29 protein-coding genes and 1 pseudogene are annotated in these 18,268 nt (G+C 67.9%); 1 reads left to right on the top strand and 29 read right to left on the bottom strand.

Annotation, left to right across the window (positions count from 1 at the left end; translation table 11 throughout):
• Window positions 1–44: 44 nt before the first annotated feature.
• The 3 genes from rpsI to ACIP5O_RS12915 form a co-directional block, all read right to left on the bottom strand.
• Window positions 45–557, bottom strand: a complete 513-nt coding sequence (gene rpsI / locus ACIP5O_RS12925; protein ID WP_030687788.1) for a 30S ribosomal protein S9 — start codon at window positions 555–557, stop codon at window positions 45–47.
• A 44-nt stretch (window positions 558–601) separates the two neighbouring features.
• The gene (gene rplM / locus ACIP5O_RS12920; RefSeq protein WP_125667150.1) at window positions 602–1,045 is read right to left on the bottom strand and encodes a 50S ribosomal protein L13; all 444 of its coding nucleotides are present in this window, start codon (window positions 1,043–1,045) and stop codon (window positions 602–604) included.
• Between the two features lie 232 nt (window positions 1,046–1,277).
• Window positions 1,278–2,900 carry an ABC-F family ATP-binding cassette domain-containing protein gene (locus ACIP5O_RS12915; RefSeq protein WP_401292121.1) on the bottom strand — a complete coding sequence of 541 codons (1,623 nt, stop codon included), beginning with the start codon at window positions 2,898–2,900 and terminating at the stop codon, window positions 1,278–1,280.
• 56 nt (window positions 2,901–2,956) lie between these two features.
• Between ACIP5O_RS12915 and ACIP5O_RS12910 the strand changes: the two genes are divergently transcribed.
• Complete coding sequence (locus ACIP5O_RS12910) at window positions 2,957–3,979, top strand: hypothetical protein (RefSeq protein WP_401292118.1); 1,023 nt, start codon at window positions 2,957–2,959, stop codon at window positions 3,977–3,979.
• Here ACIP5O_RS12910 and truA read toward each other — a convergent pair.
• From truA to rplV, 26 genes and pseudogenes are all read right to left on the bottom strand, one after another.
• Entirely contained in the window at window positions 3,950–4,807 is an 858-nt protein-coding gene (gene truA, locus ACIP5O_RS12905) for a tRNA pseudouridine(38-40) synthase TruA (protein ID WP_401292116.1), read from the bottom strand. The two genes, ACIP5O_RS12910 and truA, sit on opposite strands and share 30 nt — an antisense overlap.
• A gap of 84 nt (window positions 4,808–4,891) precedes the next feature.
• On the bottom strand, window positions 4,892–5,380 hold the full coding sequence (gene rplQ, locus ACIP5O_RS12900) for a 50S ribosomal protein L17 (protein ID WP_401292114.1): 489 nt from the start codon (window positions 5,378–5,380) through the stop codon (window positions 4,892–4,894).
• Between the two features lie 174 nt (window positions 5,381–5,554).
• A complete protein-coding gene (locus ACIP5O_RS12895; protein ID WP_030209023.1) occupies window positions 5,555–6,577 on the bottom strand; it encodes a DNA-directed RNA polymerase subunit alpha in 1,023 nt (340 codons plus the stop codon).
• A gap of 117 nt (window positions 6,578–6,694) precedes the next feature.
• Window positions 6,695–7,099 (bottom strand): 30S ribosomal protein S11, encoded by a 405-nt coding sequence (rpsK, locus tag ACIP5O_RS12890; RefSeq protein WP_003956432.1) that lies wholly within the window; start codon window positions 7,097–7,099, stop codon window positions 6,695–6,697.
• Window positions 7,100–7,165: 66 nt separating this feature from the next.
• Window positions 7,166–7,546, bottom strand: a complete 381-nt coding sequence (gene rpsM / locus ACIP5O_RS12885) for a 30S ribosomal protein S13 (protein WP_030209021.1) — start codon at window positions 7,544–7,546, stop codon at window positions 7,166–7,168.
• 189 nt (window positions 7,547–7,735) lie between these two features.
• Window positions 7,736–7,849, bottom strand: coding sequence for a 50S ribosomal protein L36 (rpmJ, locus tag ACIP5O_RS12880; protein ID WP_003956441.1), 114 nt, complete (start codon window positions 7,847–7,849; stop codon window positions 7,736–7,738).
• A gap of 63 nt (window positions 7,850–7,912) precedes the next feature.
• Window positions 7,913–8,134 (bottom strand): translation initiation factor IF-1, encoded by a 222-nt coding sequence (gene infA, locus ACIP5O_RS12875; RefSeq protein WP_003956442.1) that lies wholly within the window; start codon window positions 8,132–8,134, stop codon window positions 7,913–7,915.
• Between the two features lie 182 nt (window positions 8,135–8,316).
• Window positions 8,317–8,475: pseudogene (locus tag ACIP5O_RS12870) on the bottom strand (type I methionyl aminopeptidase); the annotation flags it as partial.
• 104 nt (window positions 8,476–8,579) lie between these two features.
• On the bottom strand, window positions 8,580–9,431 hold the full coding sequence (gene map / locus ACIP5O_RS12865) for a type I methionyl aminopeptidase (RefSeq protein WP_401292111.1): 852 nt from the start codon (window positions 9,429–9,431) through the stop codon (window positions 8,580–8,582).
• Window positions 9,432–9,530: 99 nt separating this feature from the next.
• Entirely contained in the window at window positions 9,531–10,178 is a 648-nt protein-coding gene (locus ACIP5O_RS12860; RefSeq protein WP_389479681.1) for an adenylate kinase, read from the bottom strand.
• The gene (secY, locus tag ACIP5O_RS12855; protein ID WP_401292109.1) at window positions 10,178–11,497 is read right to left on the bottom strand and encodes a preprotein translocase subunit SecY; all 1,320 of its coding nucleotides are present in this window, start codon (window positions 11,495–11,497) and stop codon (window positions 10,178–10,180) included. The genes ACIP5O_RS12860 and secY overlap by 1 nt, the downstream gene beginning before the upstream one ends.
• A gap of 219 nt (window positions 11,498–11,716) precedes the next feature.
• Window positions 11,717–12,172, bottom strand: coding sequence for a 50S ribosomal protein L15 (gene rplO, locus ACIP5O_RS12850; RefSeq protein WP_053646163.1), 456 nt, complete (start codon window positions 12,170–12,172; stop codon window positions 11,717–11,719).
• A 1-nt stretch (window position 12,173) separates the two neighbouring features.
• Complete coding sequence (gene rpmD / locus ACIP5O_RS12845; RefSeq protein ID WP_015035589.1) at window positions 12,174–12,356, bottom strand: 50S ribosomal protein L30; 183 nt, start codon at window positions 12,354–12,356, stop codon at window positions 12,174–12,176.
• On the bottom strand, window positions 12,356–12,958 hold the full coding sequence (rpsE, locus tag ACIP5O_RS12840) for a 30S ribosomal protein S5 (RefSeq protein WP_015035588.1): 603 nt from the start codon (window positions 12,956–12,958) through the stop codon (window positions 12,356–12,358). Before rpsE ends, rpmD begins: the two co-directional genes overlap by 1 nt.
• Window positions 12,959–13,003: 45 nt before the next feature.
• A complete protein-coding gene (gene rplR / locus ACIP5O_RS12835; protein WP_030209008.1) occupies window positions 13,004–13,387 on the bottom strand; it encodes a 50S ribosomal protein L18 in 384 nt (127 codons plus the stop codon).
• 4 nt (window positions 13,388–13,391) lie between these two features.
• Window positions 13,392–13,931, bottom strand: a complete 540-nt coding sequence (gene rplF / locus ACIP5O_RS12830) for a 50S ribosomal protein L6 (protein WP_053646165.1) — start codon at window positions 13,929–13,931, stop codon at window positions 13,392–13,394.
• 21 nt (window positions 13,932–13,952) lie between these two features.
• The gene (gene rpsH / locus ACIP5O_RS12825) at window positions 13,953–14,351 is read right to left on the bottom strand and encodes a 30S ribosomal protein S8 (protein WP_030209003.1); all 399 of its coding nucleotides are present in this window, start codon (window positions 14,349–14,351) and stop codon (window positions 13,953–13,955) included.
• 220 nt (window positions 14,352–14,571) lie between these two features.
• Entirely contained in the window at window positions 14,572–14,757 is a 186-nt protein-coding gene (locus ACIP5O_RS12820; protein ID WP_003948630.1) for a type Z 30S ribosomal protein S14, read from the bottom strand.
• Between the two features lie 5 nt (window positions 14,758–14,762).
• On the bottom strand, window positions 14,763–15,320 hold the full coding sequence (gene rplE / locus ACIP5O_RS12815) for a 50S ribosomal protein L5 (RefSeq protein WP_104860432.1): 558 nt from the start codon (window positions 15,318–15,320) through the stop codon (window positions 14,763–14,765).
• Entirely contained in the window at window positions 15,317–15,628 is a 312-nt protein-coding gene (gene rplX, locus ACIP5O_RS12810; protein WP_030208998.1) for a 50S ribosomal protein L24, read from the bottom strand. Before rplX ends, rplE begins: the two co-directional genes overlap by 4 nt.
• 2 nt (window positions 15,629–15,630) lie before the next feature.
• Window positions 15,631–15,999 (bottom strand): 50S ribosomal protein L14, encoded by a 369-nt coding sequence (gene rplN, locus ACIP5O_RS12805; protein ID WP_003956455.1) that lies wholly within the window; start codon window positions 15,997–15,999, stop codon window positions 15,631–15,633.
• Window positions 16,000–16,098: 99 nt separating this feature from the next.
• On the bottom strand, window positions 16,099–16,383 hold the full coding sequence (rpsQ, locus tag ACIP5O_RS12800) for a 30S ribosomal protein S17 (RefSeq protein WP_030214021.1): 285 nt from the start codon (window positions 16,381–16,383) through the stop codon (window positions 16,099–16,101).
• Window positions 16,383–16,607 (bottom strand): 50S ribosomal protein L29, encoded by a 225-nt coding sequence (gene rpmC, locus ACIP5O_RS12795; RefSeq protein ID WP_017239580.1) that lies wholly within the window; start codon window positions 16,605–16,607, stop codon window positions 16,383–16,385. The genes rpsQ and rpmC overlap by 1 nt, the downstream gene beginning before the upstream one ends.
• The gene (gene rplP / locus ACIP5O_RS12790; protein WP_015035580.1) at window positions 16,607–17,026 is read right to left on the bottom strand and encodes a 50S ribosomal protein L16; all 420 of its coding nucleotides are present in this window, start codon (window positions 17,024–17,026) and stop codon (window positions 16,607–16,609) included. The genes rpmC and rplP overlap by 1 nt, the downstream gene beginning before the upstream one ends.
• Before the next feature lie 5 nt (window positions 17,027–17,031).
• Entirely contained in the window at window positions 17,032–17,883 is an 852-nt protein-coding gene (gene rpsC, locus ACIP5O_RS12785; RefSeq protein ID WP_030214015.1) for a 30S ribosomal protein S3, read from the bottom strand.
• The gene (rplV, locus tag ACIP5O_RS12780) at window positions 17,883–18,230 is read right to left on the bottom strand and encodes a 50S ribosomal protein L22 (protein ID WP_004571827.1); all 348 of its coding nucleotides are present in this window, start codon (window positions 18,228–18,230) and stop codon (window positions 17,883–17,885) included. Before rplV ends, rpsC begins: the two co-directional genes overlap by 1 nt.
• Between the last annotated feature and the right edge of the window lie 38 nt (window positions 18,231–18,268).

Raw genomic sequence — 18,268 nt, 5'->3', positions numbered from 1 at the left:
GGGCAGTGCCGCCGGGGCGTACGGAATGCAGACCGAGCAGGCGATTAACGCTTGCTGTACTGCGGAGCCTTGCGGGCCTTCTTGAGACCGGCCTTCTTGCGCTCGACCGCACGGTCGTCGCGGGAGAGGAAGCCGGCCTTCTTCAGCGCCGGGCGGTTGTTCTCGACGTCCGCCTCGTTCAGCGCACGGGCCACGCCGAGGCGCAGGGCGCCGGCCTGGCCGGAGACACCGCCACCCGCGATGCGGGCGATGACGTCGTAGCGGTTGTCGAGCTCGAGCACCTTGAAGGGCTCGTTGACTTCCTGCTGGTGCACCTTGTTGGGGAAGTAGTCCTCAAGGGTGCGACCGTTGATCTTCCACTTGCCGGTGCCCGGGACGATCCGGACGCGGGCGATGGCGTTCTTGCGACGGCCCAGGCCGGCGGCCGGCTGCGGGTCGCCGAAGCGGGACGCGAGGGACTCGGAGGTGTAGTCACCCTCGACGTTCTCGGTCTCGGTGGTGTACTCCTCGACGCCCTCGAACTCGTCGACGGGGGTCTCGGGGGTGGTCTCGGCCACGATGCTCCTCAGATTTCTTTCGTTCTTAGGGGGTGTGGCCGGAACTACTGCGCGACCTGGGTGATCTCGAACGGGACCGGCTGCTGGGCAGCGTGCGGGTGGTTCTCGCCCGCGTAGACCTTCAGCTTCGAGAGCATCTGACGGCCCAGGGAGTTCTTGGGGATCATGCCCTTGATGGCCTTCTCGACGGCCTTCTCGGGGTTCTTGGCCAGCAGCTCGTCGTAGCGGACGGAGCGCAGACCGCCCGGGAAGCCGGAGTGGCGGTACGCCAGCTTCTGGGTCTTCTTGTTGCCGGACAGGTGGACCTTGTCGGCGTTGATGATGATGACGAAGTCGCCCATGTCCATGTGGGGGGCGTACACCGGCTTGTGCTTGCCTCGCAGGAGGTTCGCGGCCGTGGTCGCCAGACGGCCCAGGACGATGTCCTGCGCGTCGATGATGTGCCACTGGCGAGTGACATCGCCGGGCTTGGGGCTGTACGTACGCACTTCGTAGCCTTCGCTTCTTCAGTGGATGGAGTCCAGACACACCTGAAGCGATCATGCAGCTGGGGCCTGCACTGCCGGGTCATCGCCCGTATGCGAGCCACTGGTAACTGCTCCAGGGAACCTGCGTAAGGGCCCCTCGCGTGAGAACGACGAAGCCGATACGCATAACAAACGGCAACAGTACCCGCGCCACCCCGGACGGGTCAAAACGCCTCCCGCCCGGGGGCGGGCCCTACCGCGCCCGCTCCACCCGCCGCTCGTCCCACACCGGCTCCGGCGTCTCCCGCACGACCCCGTCCGCGCCGAAGACCAGGTACCGGTCGAAGCTCTTCGCGAACCAGCGGTCGTGCGTGACGGCCAGCACGGTCCCGTCGTACGCCTCCAGACCGTCCTGGAGGGCCTCGGCCGACTCCAGGTCCAGGTTGTCCGTCGGCTCGTCGAGCAGCAGCGCGGTCGTCCCCGCCAGCTCCAGGAGCAGGATCTGGAACCGGGCCTGCTGGCCGCCCGAGAGCTTGTCGAAGGCCTGGTCGCCCTGGCGCTCCAGCTCGTACCGGCGCAGCACGGACATCGCCGCGCCCCGGTCCTTGGCGTGCTCGGTCCACAGGACGTCGACGAGCGGGCGCCCGGCGAGCTCCGGGTGGGCGTGGGTCTGCGCGAAGTGTCCGGGCACGACCCGGGCGCCCAGCTTCCACGTCCCCGTGTGCGCGACCGACCCGTCCCCGGCGAGCAGCCGCAGGAAGTGCGACTTGCCGGAGCCGTTCGAACCGAGGACGGCGACCCGCTCCCCGTAGAAGATCTCCAGCGAGAACGGCTTCATCAGACCGGTCAGTTCGAGGTTCTCGCAGGTCACGGCCCTGACCCCGGTCCGACCTCCGCGCAGCCGCATCCGGATGTCCTGCTCGCGCGGCGGCTCCGGCGGCGGCCCGGCCTCCTCGAACTTCCGCAGCCGGGTCTGCGCCGCCGCGTACCGCGAGGCCATCTCGTGGCTGACCGAGGCCGCCTGCCGCAGGTTCACCACGAGCTTCTTCAGCTGGGCGTGCTTCTCCTCCCAGCGCCGCTTCAGCTCCTCGAAGCGGGCGAACCGCTCCCGCCGCGCCTCGTGGAAGGTGGCGAAGCCGCCGCCGTGCACCCACACGTCCGAACCGGCCGGGCCGGGTTCGACGGCGACGATCTTCTGCGCGGCCCGGGAGAGCAGCTCCCGGTCGTGGGAGATGAAGAGCACGGTCTTGCGGGTCTCCCGCAGCCGCTCCTCCAGCCACCGCTTGCCGGGCACGTCGAGGTAGTTGTCCGGCTCGTCGAGGAGCAGGACCTCGTCGGGGCCGCGCAGCAGCGCTTCGAGCACAAGGCGTTTCTGCTCGCCGCCGGAGAGCGTCCGGGCCTCGCGGAACTGCGCCTTCTCGTACGGGACGCCGAGCGCGGCCGTGGTGCAGATGTCCCAGAGGGTCTCGGCCTCGTACCCCTGCACCTCGGCCCAGTCGGAGAGCGCCTGCGCGTACGCCATCTGCGCGGCCTCGTCGTCCACCGTCATGATCAGGTGCTCGGCCGCGTCGACCGCCTTCGCGGCCTCCCGGATCCGGGGCTGCGCGACCGAGACGAGCAGGTCGCGGACGGTCGACCCGTCCCGTACGGAGCCGACGAACTGCGGCATCACGCCGAGGCCGCCGCTGACGGTGACGGAGCCGCCGTGCGGCTTGAGCTCCCCGGAGACCATCCGGAGGAGCGTGGTCTTGCCGGCGCCGTTGGCCCCGACGAGGGCGACGACGGCCCCCTCCCCCACCCGGAAGGAGGCGTCCGCGAGCAGGACCCTCCCGTCGGGGAGGTAGTACTCAAGATGTGCGGCCTCGACGTGTCCCATGAGGTGCATTGTCGCCGCCCGCGTCGGCCCCGCCCAACCGGTTTAGGATGCGCGGCATGAGCTTTGGGGGACCGCAGTGGCCGCAGGAGCCGCAGCAACAGGGGCAGCAGGGGTACGGGGGGCAGCCCGGGTACGGACAGCAGCCGCCCGGCGGCCACGGACAGCAGGGGTACGGACAGGGGCCGGGACACGGGCGACAGCCCGGCGGCGACCCCTTCCCCGGCGCCCGGGACGGCAACGCCCCCGACCCCTTCCCCGGCGCCCGGGACGGCGGCAGCGGCGGCCCCACCCCCGACTGGAGCGCCCTGGCCGACGCCTCGGCCTCCCGCGACCGCCGCAGGCGCCGACTGATGATCGGCGGCGGGGTCCTGGCCACCCTGGCCGTCGGCGCGATCGTCGCCACCGCCGTGGTGGCCGGCGGCACGAAGGACGACACCGCGAAGAACGGCGGGACCCCCACCGCGTCGGCCTCCCCCACCGAGGCCCCCACCCCCGAGCCGACCTTCTCCTCGGTGGCGCCGCCGCCCCCGCCGAACCCGAAGGACTACATCTCGGACCCGAAGAAGGACAAGGCCCCGCTCACCGCCGAGGGCCTCTTCCCGGGCAGGAAGCTGACCATGAACGGCCGCCCGTACCAGAAGGGCGCGACCTCCGCCACGACGAACTGCGCGGCCGTCACCCAGGGCGGCCTCGGCACCGTCCTGAAGAACAACGGCTGCCAGAAGGTGCTCCGGGCCACCTACGTCAGGGACGGCGTGGCGATCACCGTCGGCGTCGCCGTCTTCCCCTCCGAGGCCGCGGCCCTCAAGGCGAAGGACCAGGCCGCCGGCGGCATCGCGCCCCTGACCGGCGCGGGCGTGGGCGACTTCTGCCACGCCACGGTCTGCCTGCGCCGGTCGAACTCGATCGGCCGGTACGCGTACTTCACCCAGGCCGGCTTCGCCAACGGCAAGAAGGTCACCAAGGCCGACCAGGGCGTCTTCCGGGCCAGCGACGACCTGGGCACCTTCGCCTTCAACCAGATCTACGCCCGCGGCAAGTCCCAGGCCTCAGCAGCAGCCGGCGCTCCCGGGGAGTGACCGCCTGTTGCGCGCCTCCCGGTTGCGGGCGGCGAGCAGCTCGTCGGCCGGGTAGCCGACCTCTTCGAGGGTGAGGCCGTGCGGCCGCACGACGTGCACGGCCGAGTCCCGGACGCCGGCCGCCAGCACCTTGCCCGGCCAGTCCACCGGCCGGTGCCCGTCGCCGACGAAGAGCAGCGCGCCGACCAGCGAGCGGACCATGTTGTGGCAGAAGGCGTCCGCCTTGACGGTCGCTTCGAGGACGCCGTCGGGCCGCCGCTCCCAGCGCAGCTCCTGGAGGGTGCGGATGGTGGTGGCGCCCTCGCGCCGCTTGCAGTACGCGGCGAAGTCGTGCTCGCCGACGAGCGCGGCGGCGGCCTCGTTCATGGCGTCCGTGTCGAGGGCCCAGTCGTGCCGGAGCACGTGCCCGCGCAGCAGCGGGTCGACCCCGCCGGGGTTGTCGGTGACGCGGTAGGCGTAGCGGCGCCAGATCGCCGAGAAACGGGCGTTGAAACCGCTGGGGGCCTCGGTCAGGGACCAGATCCGCACGTCGTGCGCGAGGCGCCCGGCGAGCCGCCGCAGCAGCTTGTCGCGGTGCTCCTCCCACAGCTCCACGGGCAGGTCGACGTGGGCGACCTGGCCGCGCGCGTGCACCCCGGCGTCGGTCCGGCCGGCGACGGTCAGCTCGTACGTCTCCTTGGACCGGGTCACGGTCCGCAGGGCGTCCTCGATGTCCCCCTGGACGGTCCGCTGCCCGCGGGCCTGCTTGGCCCAGCCGGAGAAGTCCCTGCCGTCGTACGAAAGGTCCAGCCGGACCCGTACGAAACCGTCCTGCACGTCGTCGCTCACGCGGAAGATCCTCTCAAACACACGGGAACGGGCCCGCACCCACGAGGGGTACGGGCCCGCACACGAAAACAGCCGGAAAAACGCTTACGCGTCCTTCGACTCCTCGGCCGCAGCCTCGTCGGTCTTGGTCTCCTCGGCCTTGGGGGCCTCGTCGGCCTCCTTAACGGCGCGCTTGGTGGCGGCCTCGGCCTCGGCGACGGTCGCCTTCTTGGCGATCTCGCCCTCGACCAGCTCGATCACGGCCATCGGGGCGTTGTCGCCACGACGGTTGCCGATCTTGGTGATGCGGGTGTAGCCACCCGGACGCTCCGAGTAACGCGGGGCGATCTCGGTGAAGAGGGTGTGGACGATCCCCTTGTCGGTGATCGACTGCAGCACCAGGCGACGGTTGTGGATGTCGCCCTTCTTCGCCTTGGTGATCAGGCGCTCGGCGACCGGACGCAGGCGGCGGGCCTTGGCCTCGGTCGTGGTGATGCGGCCGTGCTCGAAGAGCGACTTCGCCAGGTTGGCGAGGAGCAGCTTCTCGTGCGCGGCGGAACCGCCGAGGCGGGCACCCTTCGCGGGACGCGGCATGGTGTTTCTCCTTGTGATCTGCACCGGCCGTATGAGGTACCGATGTCAGTGTCCGAGCGGGCGGTCACCCGTCGGAGACCCCGCGCCCCCAGGGGCGCGGGGAGGTGTCGATCTTGCGGCTACCGCCGCGTGGGCGCGACCAGCCGAAACCGGTCCACAGCAAAATCGCGACCGTCAGTACTGCTCGGTCTCGACGAACCCGGCATCCGCGTCGTCGTCCGCGCCGAAGGCGTCGGCCGCGGCGGTCGGGTCGAACCCGGGCGGGCTGTCCTTGAGCGCCAGGCCCATGCCGGCCAGCTTCGCCTTGACCTCGTCGATCGACTTCGCACCGAAGTTGCGGATGTCGAGCAGGTCCGCCTCGGAACGCGCCACGAGCTCACCCACGGAGTGGATGCCCTCGCGCTTGAGGCAGTTGTACGAGCGGACGGTGAGCTCCAGCTCCTCGATCGGCAGCGCGAGGTCGGCGGCCAGGGCGGCGTCCGTCGGGGACGGGCCCATGTCGATGCCCTCGGCGTCGATGTTGAGCTCGCGCGCCAGACCGAACAGCTCGACCAGGGTCTTGCCGGCGGACGCCATGGCGTCGCGCGGGCGCATGGCCTGCTTGGTCTCGACGTCGACGATCAGCTTGTCGAAGTCGGTGCGCTGCTCGACACGGGTCGCCTCGACCTTGTACGTGACCTTGAGCACCGGCGAGTAGATGGAGTCGACCGGGATGCGGCCGATCTCCTGGCCCGCCTGCTTGTTCTGCACGGCGGAGACGTAGCCGCGACCGCGCTCGACGGTCAGCTCCATCTCCAGCTTGCCCTTGGCGTTCAGGGTCGCCAGGACGAGGTCGGGGTTGTGCACCTCGACACCGGCCGGGGGCGCGATGTCGGCGGCGGTGACCAGACCCGGGCCCTGCTTGCGCAGGTACATCACGACCGGCTCGTCGTGCTCCGAGGAGACGACCAGCTGCTTGATGTTCAGGATGAGGTCGGTGACGTCCTCCTTGACGCCCGGCACGGTGGTGAACTCGTGCAGGACGCCGTCGATGCGGATGCTCGTGACGGCGGCACCCGGGATCGAGGAGAGGAGGGTACGGCGGAGGGAGTTGCCGAGGGTGTAGCCGAAGCCCGGCTCCAGCGGCTCGATCACGAACCGGGAGCGGAACTCGTCGACGACCTCTTCGGTCAGCGACGGACGCTGAGCGATAAGCATGTTGTGTCCTTCAGTCGTGGACGCCCACTATTTGACGTCCGACTTGTCCTGCAAGGGTACGGGCGGCACGGCCCCGAAGAGCCGTACCGCCCGAAGTCCTGAACAAGCAGCCGTGCGTCAGACGCGGCGGCGCTTGGGGGGACGGCAGCCGTTGTGCGGCGTGGGGGTGACGTCCTGGATCGAGCCGACCTCGAGGCCGGTGGCCTGGAGGGAGCGGATCGCGGTCTCACGGCCGGAGCCGGGACCCTTGACGAAGACGTCGACCTTGCGCATGCCGTGCTCCTGCGCGCGGCGGGCGGCCGACTCGGCGGCCATCTGCGCGGCGAAGGGGGTGGACTTGCGCGAGCCCTTGAAGCCGACGTGGCCGGCGGAGGCCCAGGAGATCACGTTGCCCGAGGGGTCCGTGATCGAGACGATCGTGTTGTTGAACGTGCTCTTGATGTGCGCGTGGCCGTGAGCGACGTTCTTCTTTTCCTTGCGGCGCACCTTCTTGGCAGCGCCCTGACGACCCTTGGGGGGCATCTATAACTCCTACGGGAGGTGGTCGGTCCTACAGCGAAGACCGCTTGGTCAAGCGTCCGCTGAGGACTACTTCTTGCCCGGCTTCTTCTTGCCGGCGATGGCGCGACGCGGGCCCTTGCGGGTACGGGCGTTCGTGCTGGTGCGCTGACCGCGGACGGGCAGGCCACGACGGTGGCGGAGGCCCTGGTAGCAGCCGATCTCGACCTTGCGGCGGATGTCGGCGGCGATCTCACGGCGGAGGTCACCCTCGGTACGGAGGTTGGCGTCCACGTACTCGCGGATCTTGACGAGGTCTTCCTCGGCGAGGTCGCGGACACGGGTGGACGGGTTCACGCCGGTCGCGGCGAGAATCTCCTCGGACCGGGTGCGCCCGATGCCGAAGACGTAGGTGAGTGCGACCACCACACGCTTTTCGCGCGGGATGTCAACACCGGAAACGCGTGCCATTCAATGGCTCCTGTGTTCTCGGGGGTCTGCTGCAGAACCGTTCCCGGCTGCCGTATGAGGTACAGGTCGGGTCCCCGGCCCCCGCCGGAGGTGCCGTCAACCGTGGGACACGGTCGGACGGGCTCTGCGTATGTACATGTTGCTATGCGTCGCGCGAAGAACTGCGAAATGCAGGTCGGTCGGCGTGCGTCAGCCCTGGCGCTGCTTGTGGCGCAGGTTGTCGCAGATGACCATGACCCGGCCGTGACGGCGGATCACCTTGCACTTGTCGCAGATCTTCTTGACGCTCGGCTTGACCTTCATGGGATGTGAGGTTCTCCGGGTCAGTGCCACCACCCGCGCGCGGAGGCGGGGTGCGGGCAAGATCTACTTGTAGCGGTAGACGATCCGGCCACGCGTCAGGTCGTACGGAGAGAGCTCCACGACGACCCGGTCGTCCGGGAGGATCCGGATGTAGTGCATCCGCATCTTGCCGGAGATGTGCGCGAGGACCTTGTGACCGTTCTGGAGCTCCACCTTGAACATGGCGTTCGGGAGGGACTCGATCACGGTGCCCTCGATCTCGATGGCACCTTGCTTCTTGGCCACGCTTCGCCTTTCGAATCGGCTACCTTGATCGACTTTCGCCGCCGCGTGCGGACACACGGGTACACGAGAGCCGACGCATCAGTCTACGTCAGGCGCAAGGAAAAGACGAATCGGGAAGTCTGCCCACCCGAAATGATCCTTACGCAAGCCGCCACGCCGTAGAAAATGCGTACCTTCCAGGACTACGCCAACGGATCCGGAGCCGCCGTGATTCCCAGCTCCGCCAGCTTCGCCCTGCCCCCGTCGACCGCCGTCAGGACCAGCGGCCCCTCCTCCGTCACCGCCACGCTGTGCTCCCAGTGGGAGGACCAGGTGCCGTCGGTCGTGATGACCGTCCAATCGACCGATCCCCGACGCCCCTCTCGCGGGCTCGGCGCCGAGGGCGCCTCACAAGCTTCGAGGGGCTGCGCCGGCCTCCGACCGGCGGCCATGGGGTGCCGCCCCGCTACGCCAACGGATCCGGAGCCGCCGTGATGCCCAGCTCCGCCAGCTTCGCCCTGCCCCCGTCGACCGCGGTCAGGACGAGCGGCCCCTCCTCCGTCACCGCCACGCTGTGCTCCCAGTGGGAGGACCAGGTGCCGTCCGTCGTGATGACCGTCCAGTCGTCCTCCAGGACCTCCGTGCGGGGGGTGCCGAGGGAGACCATGGGCTCGATGGCCAGGCAGAAGCCGGGGACCAGCTTGGGGCCCTTGCCGCGCTTGCGGGAGACGTAGTTCAGCAGGTGCGGGTCCATGTGCATCTCGGTGCCGATGCCGTGGCCCCCGTAGTCCTCGATGATCCCGTACCGGCCCAGGCTGTGGTCGCCGACCGCCGGCCGCGGCTGCCGCTTGATGTAGGTCTCGATCGCCTTCGAGACGTCGACCAGGCGGTTGCCGGTCCTCATGGCCGCGATGCCGGCCCACATCGACTCCTCGGTCACCCGGGAGAGCTCGATCAGCTCCGGGGCGTGGCCGGTGCCCACGAAGGCCGTGTAGGCCGCGTCGCCGTGCCAGCCGTCCACGATCGCGCCGCAGTCGACCGAGATGACGTCGCCGTCCTTCAGGACGGTCTTGTCGTCGGGGATGCCGTGGACGACGACCTCGTTCACCGAGGTGCAGATCGTCGCGGGGAACCCGCCGTACCCGAGGAAGTTCGACTTCGCCCCGTGGTCGGCGATGACCTTCCGCGCGACCTCGTCCAGGTCCCGGGTCGTGGCGCCCGGCACGGCCGCCTCGCGGGTCGCCGCGTGGATGGCGGCGACGACCAGCCCCGCCTCGCGCATCTTCGCGATCTGCTCGGGGGTCTTGATCTGCACCATCGTGGCCGGGGCCTTTCCGTGGGGGTAAAAGGGGGACGGAACAACGATACGGCCGCGGCGCCCCCGAGGGGCACCGCGGCCGTGTCGAACGAACCGGGGTTACTTCTTGAGCGCGTCCATCGCCTTGGCGGTGACCTCGTCCACCTTGCCGAGCGCCGAGATCGTCACGACCAGGTTCTGCGCCCGGTAGTAGTCGATGATCGGCTCGGTCTGCGTGTGGTAGACCTCCAGGCGCCGGCGGACGGTCTCCTCGGAGTCGTCGTCGCGCTGGTAGAGCTCGCCGCCGCAGACGTCGCAGACGCCCTCGGTCTTCGGCGCGTTGTACGTCACGTGGAAGACGTGCGCGCTGTCCTTGCGGCAGATGCGGCGGCCCGCGATCCGCTTCACGACCTCGTCCTCGGGGACCTCCAGGTCCAGGACCGCGTCGAGCTCCATGCCCTCGGCCTTCAGGACGGCGTCCAGCGCCTCGGCCTGAGCGACGTTCCGGGGGAACCCGTCGAGCAGGAAGCCGTTGACGGCGTCCGGCTGCTCCATGCGGTCCTTGGCCATCCCGATGGTCACCTCGTCGGGCACCAGGTCACCGGCGTCCATGAACGCCTTGGCCTTGAGGCCCAGCTCCGTGCCCCGAGAGATGTTGGCGCGGAACAGATCACCCGTGGAGATGTGCGGGATGTCCAGGTTCTTGGCAAGGAACGCGGCCTGCGTGCCCTTGCCCGCACCGGGCGGTCCGACGAGGACGATTCGCATCAGCGGAGGAACCCTTCGTAATTGCGCTGCTGGAGCTGGCTCTCGATCTGCTTCACGGTCTCCAGCCCCACACCCACGATGATCAGGATGCTCGTCCCGCCGAAGGGGAAGTTGGCATTGGCGCCACCGAAGCCTGCCAACGCCATCGTCGGCACGAGAGCGATCAGACCCAAGTACAGCGAGCCCGGCCAAGTGATCCTGTTGAGCACGTAGCTCAGGTACTCGGCAGTAGGTCGACCGGCCCGGATACCCGGGATGAAGCCACCATACTTCTTCATGTTGTCGGCGACTTCCTCGGGGTTGAACGAGATCGCCACGTAGAAGAAGGCGAAGAACACGATCAGGAGGAAGTACGCGGCGATGTAGTAGGGGTGGTCACCCTTGACGAAGTGGGCTTCGATCCAGGTCTTCCAGCCGGCGGTGGAGTTCGAGAACTGCGCCACGAGCGCCGGGATGTAGAGCAGCGACGACGCGAAGATGACGGGAATCACACCCGCCTGGTTCACCTTGAGCGGGATGTACGTGGACGTACCGCCGTAGGAGCGCCGGCCGATCATGCGCTTCGCGTACTGGACCGGGATGCGCCGCTGGGCCTGCTCGACGAAGACCACCAGGGCCACCATCACGAAGCCGATGAGGATGACGACGCCGAACTCGATCCAGCCCTGGGCGAGCTTGCCGCTCTTCTTGATGGCCCACAGGGCGCCCGGGAAGCCGGCGGCGATCGAGATGAACATCAGGATCGACATGCCGTTGCCGATGCCGCGGTCGGTGATCAGCTCGCCGAGCCACATGACGACGGCCGTGCCGGCGGTCATCGTGAGGACCATGGTGGCGATGGTGAAGATCGACTGGTCGGGCACGACCTGGTCGGCGACGATGCAGCCGCTGAAGAGCGCGCCGCTCTTGGCGGTGGCGACGAGGCCGGTGCCCTGGAGGATGGCGAGGGCGATCGTCAGGTACCGGGTGTACTGCGTGATCTTGGCGGTGCCGGACTGCCCCTCCTTCTTGAGGGCTTCCAGACGCGGGATCACGACGGTCAGCAGCTGCAGGATGATGCTCGCCGTGATGTACGGCATGATGCCGAGCGCGAAGATGGTGATCTGCAGCAGCGCCCCGCCACTGAACATGTTGACCAGGCCGAAGAGGCTGTTGTTGCCCTCGCTGGCCTGCTTGACACACTGCTGGACGGCCTCGTAGCTGACGCCGGGGACGGGGACGTGGGCCCCGAGCCGGTACAGCACGATGATGGCGAGCGTGAAGAGCAGCTTCTTGCGCAGGTCGGGCGTCTTGAACGCCCGGGCGAACGCGGTGAGCACGGTGCCTCCTGCGACCCCCGCGCTATGCGTCAAGGGTGACGGTCTTGAGGTTCGACGAATAGTTGAATTCAGTCATCGGTTCCGCGCGGGTATACCGCATGGAGCCTGGACAGTGCACGCCACCTTACCGGCGACCATGCCCCCCTAGGAACGACCAACCGGGGATGCCCCTTTTGAGAGGCATCCCCGGTCGGATGTTCAGGCCATCGAGCGGTCGTCTCAGACGAGCTCGGTGACGGTGCCGCCGGCGGCGGCGATCTTCTCCTTGGCGGAGCCGGAGACGGCGTCGACCGTCACCTGCAGCGCCACGGAGACCTCGCCCTGGCCCAGGACCTTGACGAGCTGGTTCTTGCGAACGGCACCCTTGGCGACCAGATCGGCCACCGTGACCTCGCCACCCTGCGGGTAGAGCGAGGTGAGCTTGTCCAGGTTCACGACCTGGTACTCGGTGCGGAAGGGGTTCTTGAAGCCCTTGAGCTTCGGCAGACGCATGTGGAGGGGCATCTGCCCACCCTCGAAGCGCTGCGGAACCTGGTAGCGGGCCTTCGTGCCCTTCGTACCACGACCGGCCGTCTTACCCTTCGACGCCTCACCACGACCGACACGGGTCTTCGCGGTCTTGGCGCCGGGGGCGGGACGGAGGTTGTGGGCCTTCAGCGGGTTGTTCTCCGCCATGTCAGTCAACCTCCTCGACCGTCACGAGGTGGCGGACGGTGTGCACCATGCCGCGGAACTCGGGACGATCCTCCTTGACAACCACGTCGTTGACCTTCTTGAGGCCGAGCGAACGCAGGGTGTCGCGGTGGTTCTGCTTGCTGCCGATGTACGACTTCGTCTGCGTGACCTTGAGGCGAGCCATTACGCACCCGCCCCGGCACGCGCACGGAGCAGAGCCGCGGGAGCGACGTCCTCGAGGGGCAGACCGCGGCGGGCCGCGATCTCCTCGGGACGCTGCAGGCCCTTGAGGGCCTCCACGGTCGCGTGCACGATGTTGATCGCGTTGTCGGAGCCGAGCGACTTCGACAGGATGTCGTGAACGCCGGCGCACTCGAGGACGGCGCGCACCGGGCCACCGGCGATCACACCGGTACCGGGGGAAGCCGGCTTGAGCAGGACGACGCCCGCGGCCTTCTCGCCCTGGATCGGGTGAGGGATGGTGCCCTGGATGCGGGGAACCTTGAAGAAGTTCTTCTTGGCTTCCTCGACGCCCTTGGCGATGGCCGCGGGAACTTCCTTGGCCTTGCCGTAACCGACACCTACGGTGCCGTCACCGTCGCCCACCACGACCAGCGCGGTGAAGCTGAAGCGACGACCACCCTTGACAACCTTGGCGACGCGGTTGATCGCGACGACGCGCTCAACGTACGCGGTCTTCTCGGCGGCAGCGCCACCGTCGCGGCCCTTCCGGTCCCGCCGCTCGCCGCCACCGGCACCGCTTCCGCGGCGCTGGGGTCCAGCCATTGGATTACCTCTCTCTGTTACGTCCGTTAGTCCCGGAACCGGGGCTTAGAACTTCAGCCCGGCTTCGCGGGCGGCGTCAGCCAGAGCGGCAATGCGCCCGGCGTACCTGTTGCCACCACGGTCGAACACGACGGCTTCGACGCCGGCGGCCTTGGCGCGCTCGGCGACCAGGGAACCGACCTGCTTGGCCTTCGCGGACTTGTCGCCCTCGCCACCGCGGATCGACGCGTCCAGGGTCGACGCCGACGCAAGGGTGTGACCCTTGAGGTCGTCGATGACCTGAGCGGTGATGCCGCGGTTGGAACGCGTCACGACGAGGCGCGGACGCTCCGCCGTACCCGACACGTTCTTGCGGATGCGGATGTGGCGGCGCTTCTTGGCAGCGCCCTTGTAGGCGTCGCCCTTGGCGATCTTCACACCGTATGCCATGGCTTTACTTACCAGCCTTTCCGACCTTGCGGCGGATGACCTCGCCCGCGTACTTGACGCCCTTGGCCTTGTACGGGTCGGGCTTGCGCAGCTTGCGGATGTTGGCGGCGACCTCGCCGACCTTCTGCTTGTCGATGCCCTCGACCGAGAACTTGGTCGGCGACTCGACCTTGAACGAGATGCCCTCGGGCGCCTCGACCAGGATCGGGTGGCTGTAACCGAGCTGGAACTCCAGGTTGGAGCCCTTCGCGGCGACGCGGTAACCGACACCGCTGATCTCGAGCGCCTTGACGTATCCCTGGGTCACACCGGTGATCATGTTGGCCACCAGCGTGCGGGACAGGCCGTGGAGGGCCTTGTTCTGACGCTCGTCGTTCGGGCGGGTGACGTTGAGAACGCCGTCCTCACCCTTCACGATCTCGATCGGCGCGGCGACGGTGTGGTTCAGGGTGCCCTTGGAACCCTTCACCGTGACCGTGCGGCCCTCGATGGTGACGTCCACGCCGGCGGGAACCTGGATAGGCAGCTTGCCAATACGCGACATTAGCTATTCCTCCGTTCCCGACTACCAGACGTAGGCGAGGACTTCCCCACCTACGCCCTTCTTGCCTGCCTGCTGGCCGGTCAGGAGACCGTGGGACGTGGAGATGATCGCCACGCCCAGGCCGCCGAGGACCTTCGGCAGGTTGGTGGACTTCGCGTAGACCCGGAGGCCGGGCTTCGAGATCCGCTTGATGCCCGCGATGGAGCGCTCACGGTTCGGACCGAACTTGAGCTCGAGGACGAGGTTCTTGCCGACCTCGGCGTCCTCGACCTTCCAGCCCGTGATGAAGCCCTCCTGCTGGAGGATCTCCGCGATGTGAGACTTGATCTTGCTGTGCGGCATCGTCACGGTGTCGTGGTATGCCGAGTTCGCGTTACGCAGACGAGTCAGCATGTCCGCGATCGGATCAGTCATGGTCATGAATTGGCCTTCGGCCTCTCTCGCCGGGGTTTCCAGTGCGCCATCCCTCTCCCCACACAGGGGCGGGACGGGTGCGGCGCGGGGACCTACGGCGTAGTAAGTCGTACGGGCGGCGGACGCCCAACCCCACCAGCCTACGGCATGACGGGGGTGGGCCTCCGCCGGCCCAATGCTTACCGAGAGTCTCCGGAACTCCTGACGCCCAGGGGGCGAGAGGGAGTTACCAGGAGCTCTTGGTCACGCCCGGCAGCTCGCCACGGTGAGCCATCTCACGGAGGCACACGCGGCACAGGCCGAACTTGCGGTACACGGAGTGGGGACGACCACAGCGCTGGCAGCGCGTGTAGCCGCGCACGCCGAACTTGGGCTTGCGGGCAGCCTTCGCGATGAGAGCCTTCTTCGCCATCTCGCTTACGCCTCCTTGAAGGGGAAGCCGAGGTGACGCAGAAGGGCACGGCCCTCGTCGTCGTTGGTCGCCGTGGTCACCACGGTGATGTCCATACCCCGGACACGGTCGATCTTGTCCTGGTCGATCTCGTGGAACATGACCTGCTCCGTGAGACCGAAGGTGTAGTTGCCACGGCCGTCGAACTGCTTGGGGGACAGGCCGCGGAAGTCGCGGATGCGCGGGAGCGCGAGCGACAGGGTGCGGTCCAGGAACTCCCACATGCGGTCGCCACGGAGCGTGACGTGGGCGCCGATCGGCTGGCCCTCGCGGAGCTTGAACTGCGCGATGGACTTGCGGGCCTTCGTGACGGCCGGCTTCTGACCGGTGATCGTCGTGAGGTCGCGGATCGCGCCGTCGATCAGCTTCGAGTCACGGGCGGCGTCGCCGACACCCATGTTGACCACGATCTTCACGAGGCCGGGGATCTGCATGACGTTCTCGTAGGAGAACTCCTCACGCAGCTTGCCCGCGATCTCCTCGCGGTACTTCGTCTTGAGACGCGGAGTGGTGGTAGCCATCAGATGTCCTCACCCGTCCGCTTGGCAACGCGGATCTTGTTGCCCTCGTCGTCGAAGCGGTAACCGACACGCGTGACGACCTTCTTGCCGTCCTTCTCCACGACGAGCTGAACGTTGCTCACGTGGATCGGGGCCTCGGTCGTGACGATGCCGCCGGCCTGCGAGGGGCCGGCCTTGGTGTGCTTCTTGACCCGGTTGACACCCTCGACGAGGACGCGGTTCTCGCGGGGGAAGGCCGTGACGACCTTGCCCTGCTTGCCCTTGTCCTTACCGGTGATGACCTGGACCAGGTCGCCCTTCTTGATCTTCATGCTTACAGCACCTCCGGCGCGAGCGAGATGATCTTCATGAACTTCTTCTCGCGCAGCTCACGGCCGACCGGGCCGAAGATACGGGTGCCACGAGGGTCGCCGTCGTTCTTGAGAATGACAGCGGCGTTCTCGTCGAAGCGGATGTACGAGCCGTCCTGGCGGCGGCGCTCCTTGACGGTGCGAACGATGACCGCCTTGACGACGTCACCCTTCTTCACGTTGCCACCGGGGATCGCGTCCTTGACGGTGGCGACGATGACGTCACCGATGCCCGCGTAGCGGCGACCCGAGCCACCGAGAACACGGATGCAAAGGATCTCCTTGGCACCAGTGTTGTCGGCGACACGCAGTCGCGACTCCTGCTGGATCACGTCTATCTCCTGATTGTCTGCCGGTTCCCGGCAGGGGCTTCACGCGGAAGCCCCTGCCGAGCCTGGCGGAACTGAACCTAAGGGAAACCCCCTAGGTGATTACTTGGCCTTCTCGAGGATCTCGATGACGCGCCAGTGCTTCGTCGACGACAGCTTCCGGGTCTCCATCAGGAGGACGCGGTCGCCGATGCCGGCGGCGTTCTGCTCGTCGTGAGCCTTGAGCTTGTTCGTACGGCGGATGACCTTGCCGTACAGCGCGTGCTTGACGCGGTCCTCGACAGCGACGACGACGGTCTTGTCCATCTTGTCGCTGACGACCAGGCCCTCGCGGACCTTACGAGCGTTGCGCTCGGTCTTCTGCTCAGTCACGTTGCTCTCGCTCATCAGGCGTTCTCCACCGTCTCGATGCCCAGCTCGCGCTCACGCATCAGGGTGTAGATCCGGGCGATGTCCTTACGGACGGACTTGAGCCGACCGTGGTTCTCGAGCTGACCCGTCGCCGCCTGGAAGCGGAGGTTGAACAGCTCTTCCTTGGCCTCGCGGAGCTTGTTGAGAAGCTCCTCGTTGCCCAGCTCGCGCAGCTCGGACGCCTTGGTACCGGCCGACATCACAGCTCACCTGCTTCGCGCTTCACGATCTTGCACTTCATCGGCAGCTTGTGGGCCGCACGGGTCAGGGCCTCGCGCGCGATCTTCTCGTTCGGGTAGGACAGTTCGAACATCACCCGACCCGGCTTGACGTTCGCGATCCACCACTCCGGAGAACCCTTACCGGAACCCATGCGGGTCTCGGCGGGCTTCTTCGTCAGCGGGCGGTCCGGGTAGATGTTGATCCAGACCTTGCCGCCACGCTTGATGTGGCGGGTCATCGCGATACGGGCCGCCTCGATCTGGCGGTTGGTCACGTACGCCGGCGTGAGGGCCTGGATGCCGTACTCGCCGAACGCGACCTGCGTACCACCCTTGCTCATGCCCGAGCGCTTGGGGTGGTGCTGCTTGCGGTGCTTGACCCTACGGGGGATCAGCATGTCGGTCAGGCCTCCGTTCCGGTGCTCTCAGCCGGAGCGGCAGCGGCGGCGGGAGCGTCGGCCTTGGGGGCCTCCGCAGCCGGCGCGGACTGCTGCTGCGGCTTGCGGCCGCGGCCGCCACGCTCGCCACCGCGGCCACCACGGCCGGCGGGACGGTCGCCAGCGCCACCCGCACCACGGGCCGGGCGGTTACCCGCACGGGCCGCGGCGTTCTCGGCGCGGACCTCGGCGATGTTCTTGACGTCGCCCTTGTAGATCCAGACCTTCACGCCGATGCGGCCGAAGGTCGTCTTGGCCTCGAAGAAGCCGTAGTCGACGTTCGCGCGGAGCGTGTGCAGGGGCACGCGGCCCTCGCGGTAGAACTCCGAGCGGGACATCTCGGCGCCGCCGAGACGACCGCCGCACTGGATCTTGATGCCCTTGGCGCCGGCCTTCATCGTGCCCTGCATGCTCTTGCGCATGGCACGACGGAAGGAGACGCGGGAGGAGAGCTGCTCGGCGACGGCCTGGGCGACCAGCTGGGCGTCCATCTCGGGGTTCTTGACCTCGAGGATGTTCAGCTGGACCTGCTTGCCCGTGAGCTTCTCGAGGTCGCCGCGGATGCGGTCGGCCTCGGCGCCGCGGCGGCCGATGACGATGCCGGGACGCGCGGTGTGGATGTCCACACGCACACGGTCACGGGTGCGCTCGATCTCCACCTTCGAGATGCCGGCGCGCTCCATGCCGGACGTCATCATCCGGCGGATGGCGACGTCTTCCTTGACGTAGTCCTTGTACAGCTTGTCGGCGTACCAGCGGGACTTGAAGTCCGTGGTGATGCCGAGCCGGAACCCATGCGGGTTAACCTTCTGGCCCATTACCGGGTTCCTTCCTTGCTGCTGACGACCACGGTGATGTGGCTGGTCCGCTTACGGATCCGGTAGGCACGGCCCTGAGCACGCGGACGGAACCGCTTCAGGGTCGGGCCCTCATCCACGTACGCCTCGCTGATGACCAGCGAAGAGGCGTCAGTGTGGTCGTAGTTGTGCGCGGCGTTGGCGATGGCGCTGTCCAGCACCTTGCCAACCGGCACGCTCGCGGCCTGCGGGGCGAAACGCAGGACCGCCTGAGCCTCCGTGGCGTCCATGCCACGGATAAGGTCCACCACGCGGCGGGCCTTCATGGGCGTGACGCGGATGTACCGCGCCTGGGCCCTGGCTTCCATGGTTGTCCTTCCAGTGTCTGTCATGGTCATTCCACCCC

Origin of the sequence: Streptomyces sp. NPDC088915 (genome assembly GCF_044749825.1) — a bacterium.
Lineage (GTDB): Bacteria > Actinomycetota > Actinomycetes > Streptomycetales > Streptomycetaceae > Streptomyces.
The sequence above is the reverse complement of the archived record's forward strand: the minus strand, read 5'-3'. Positions and strand labels throughout refer to the sequence as shown.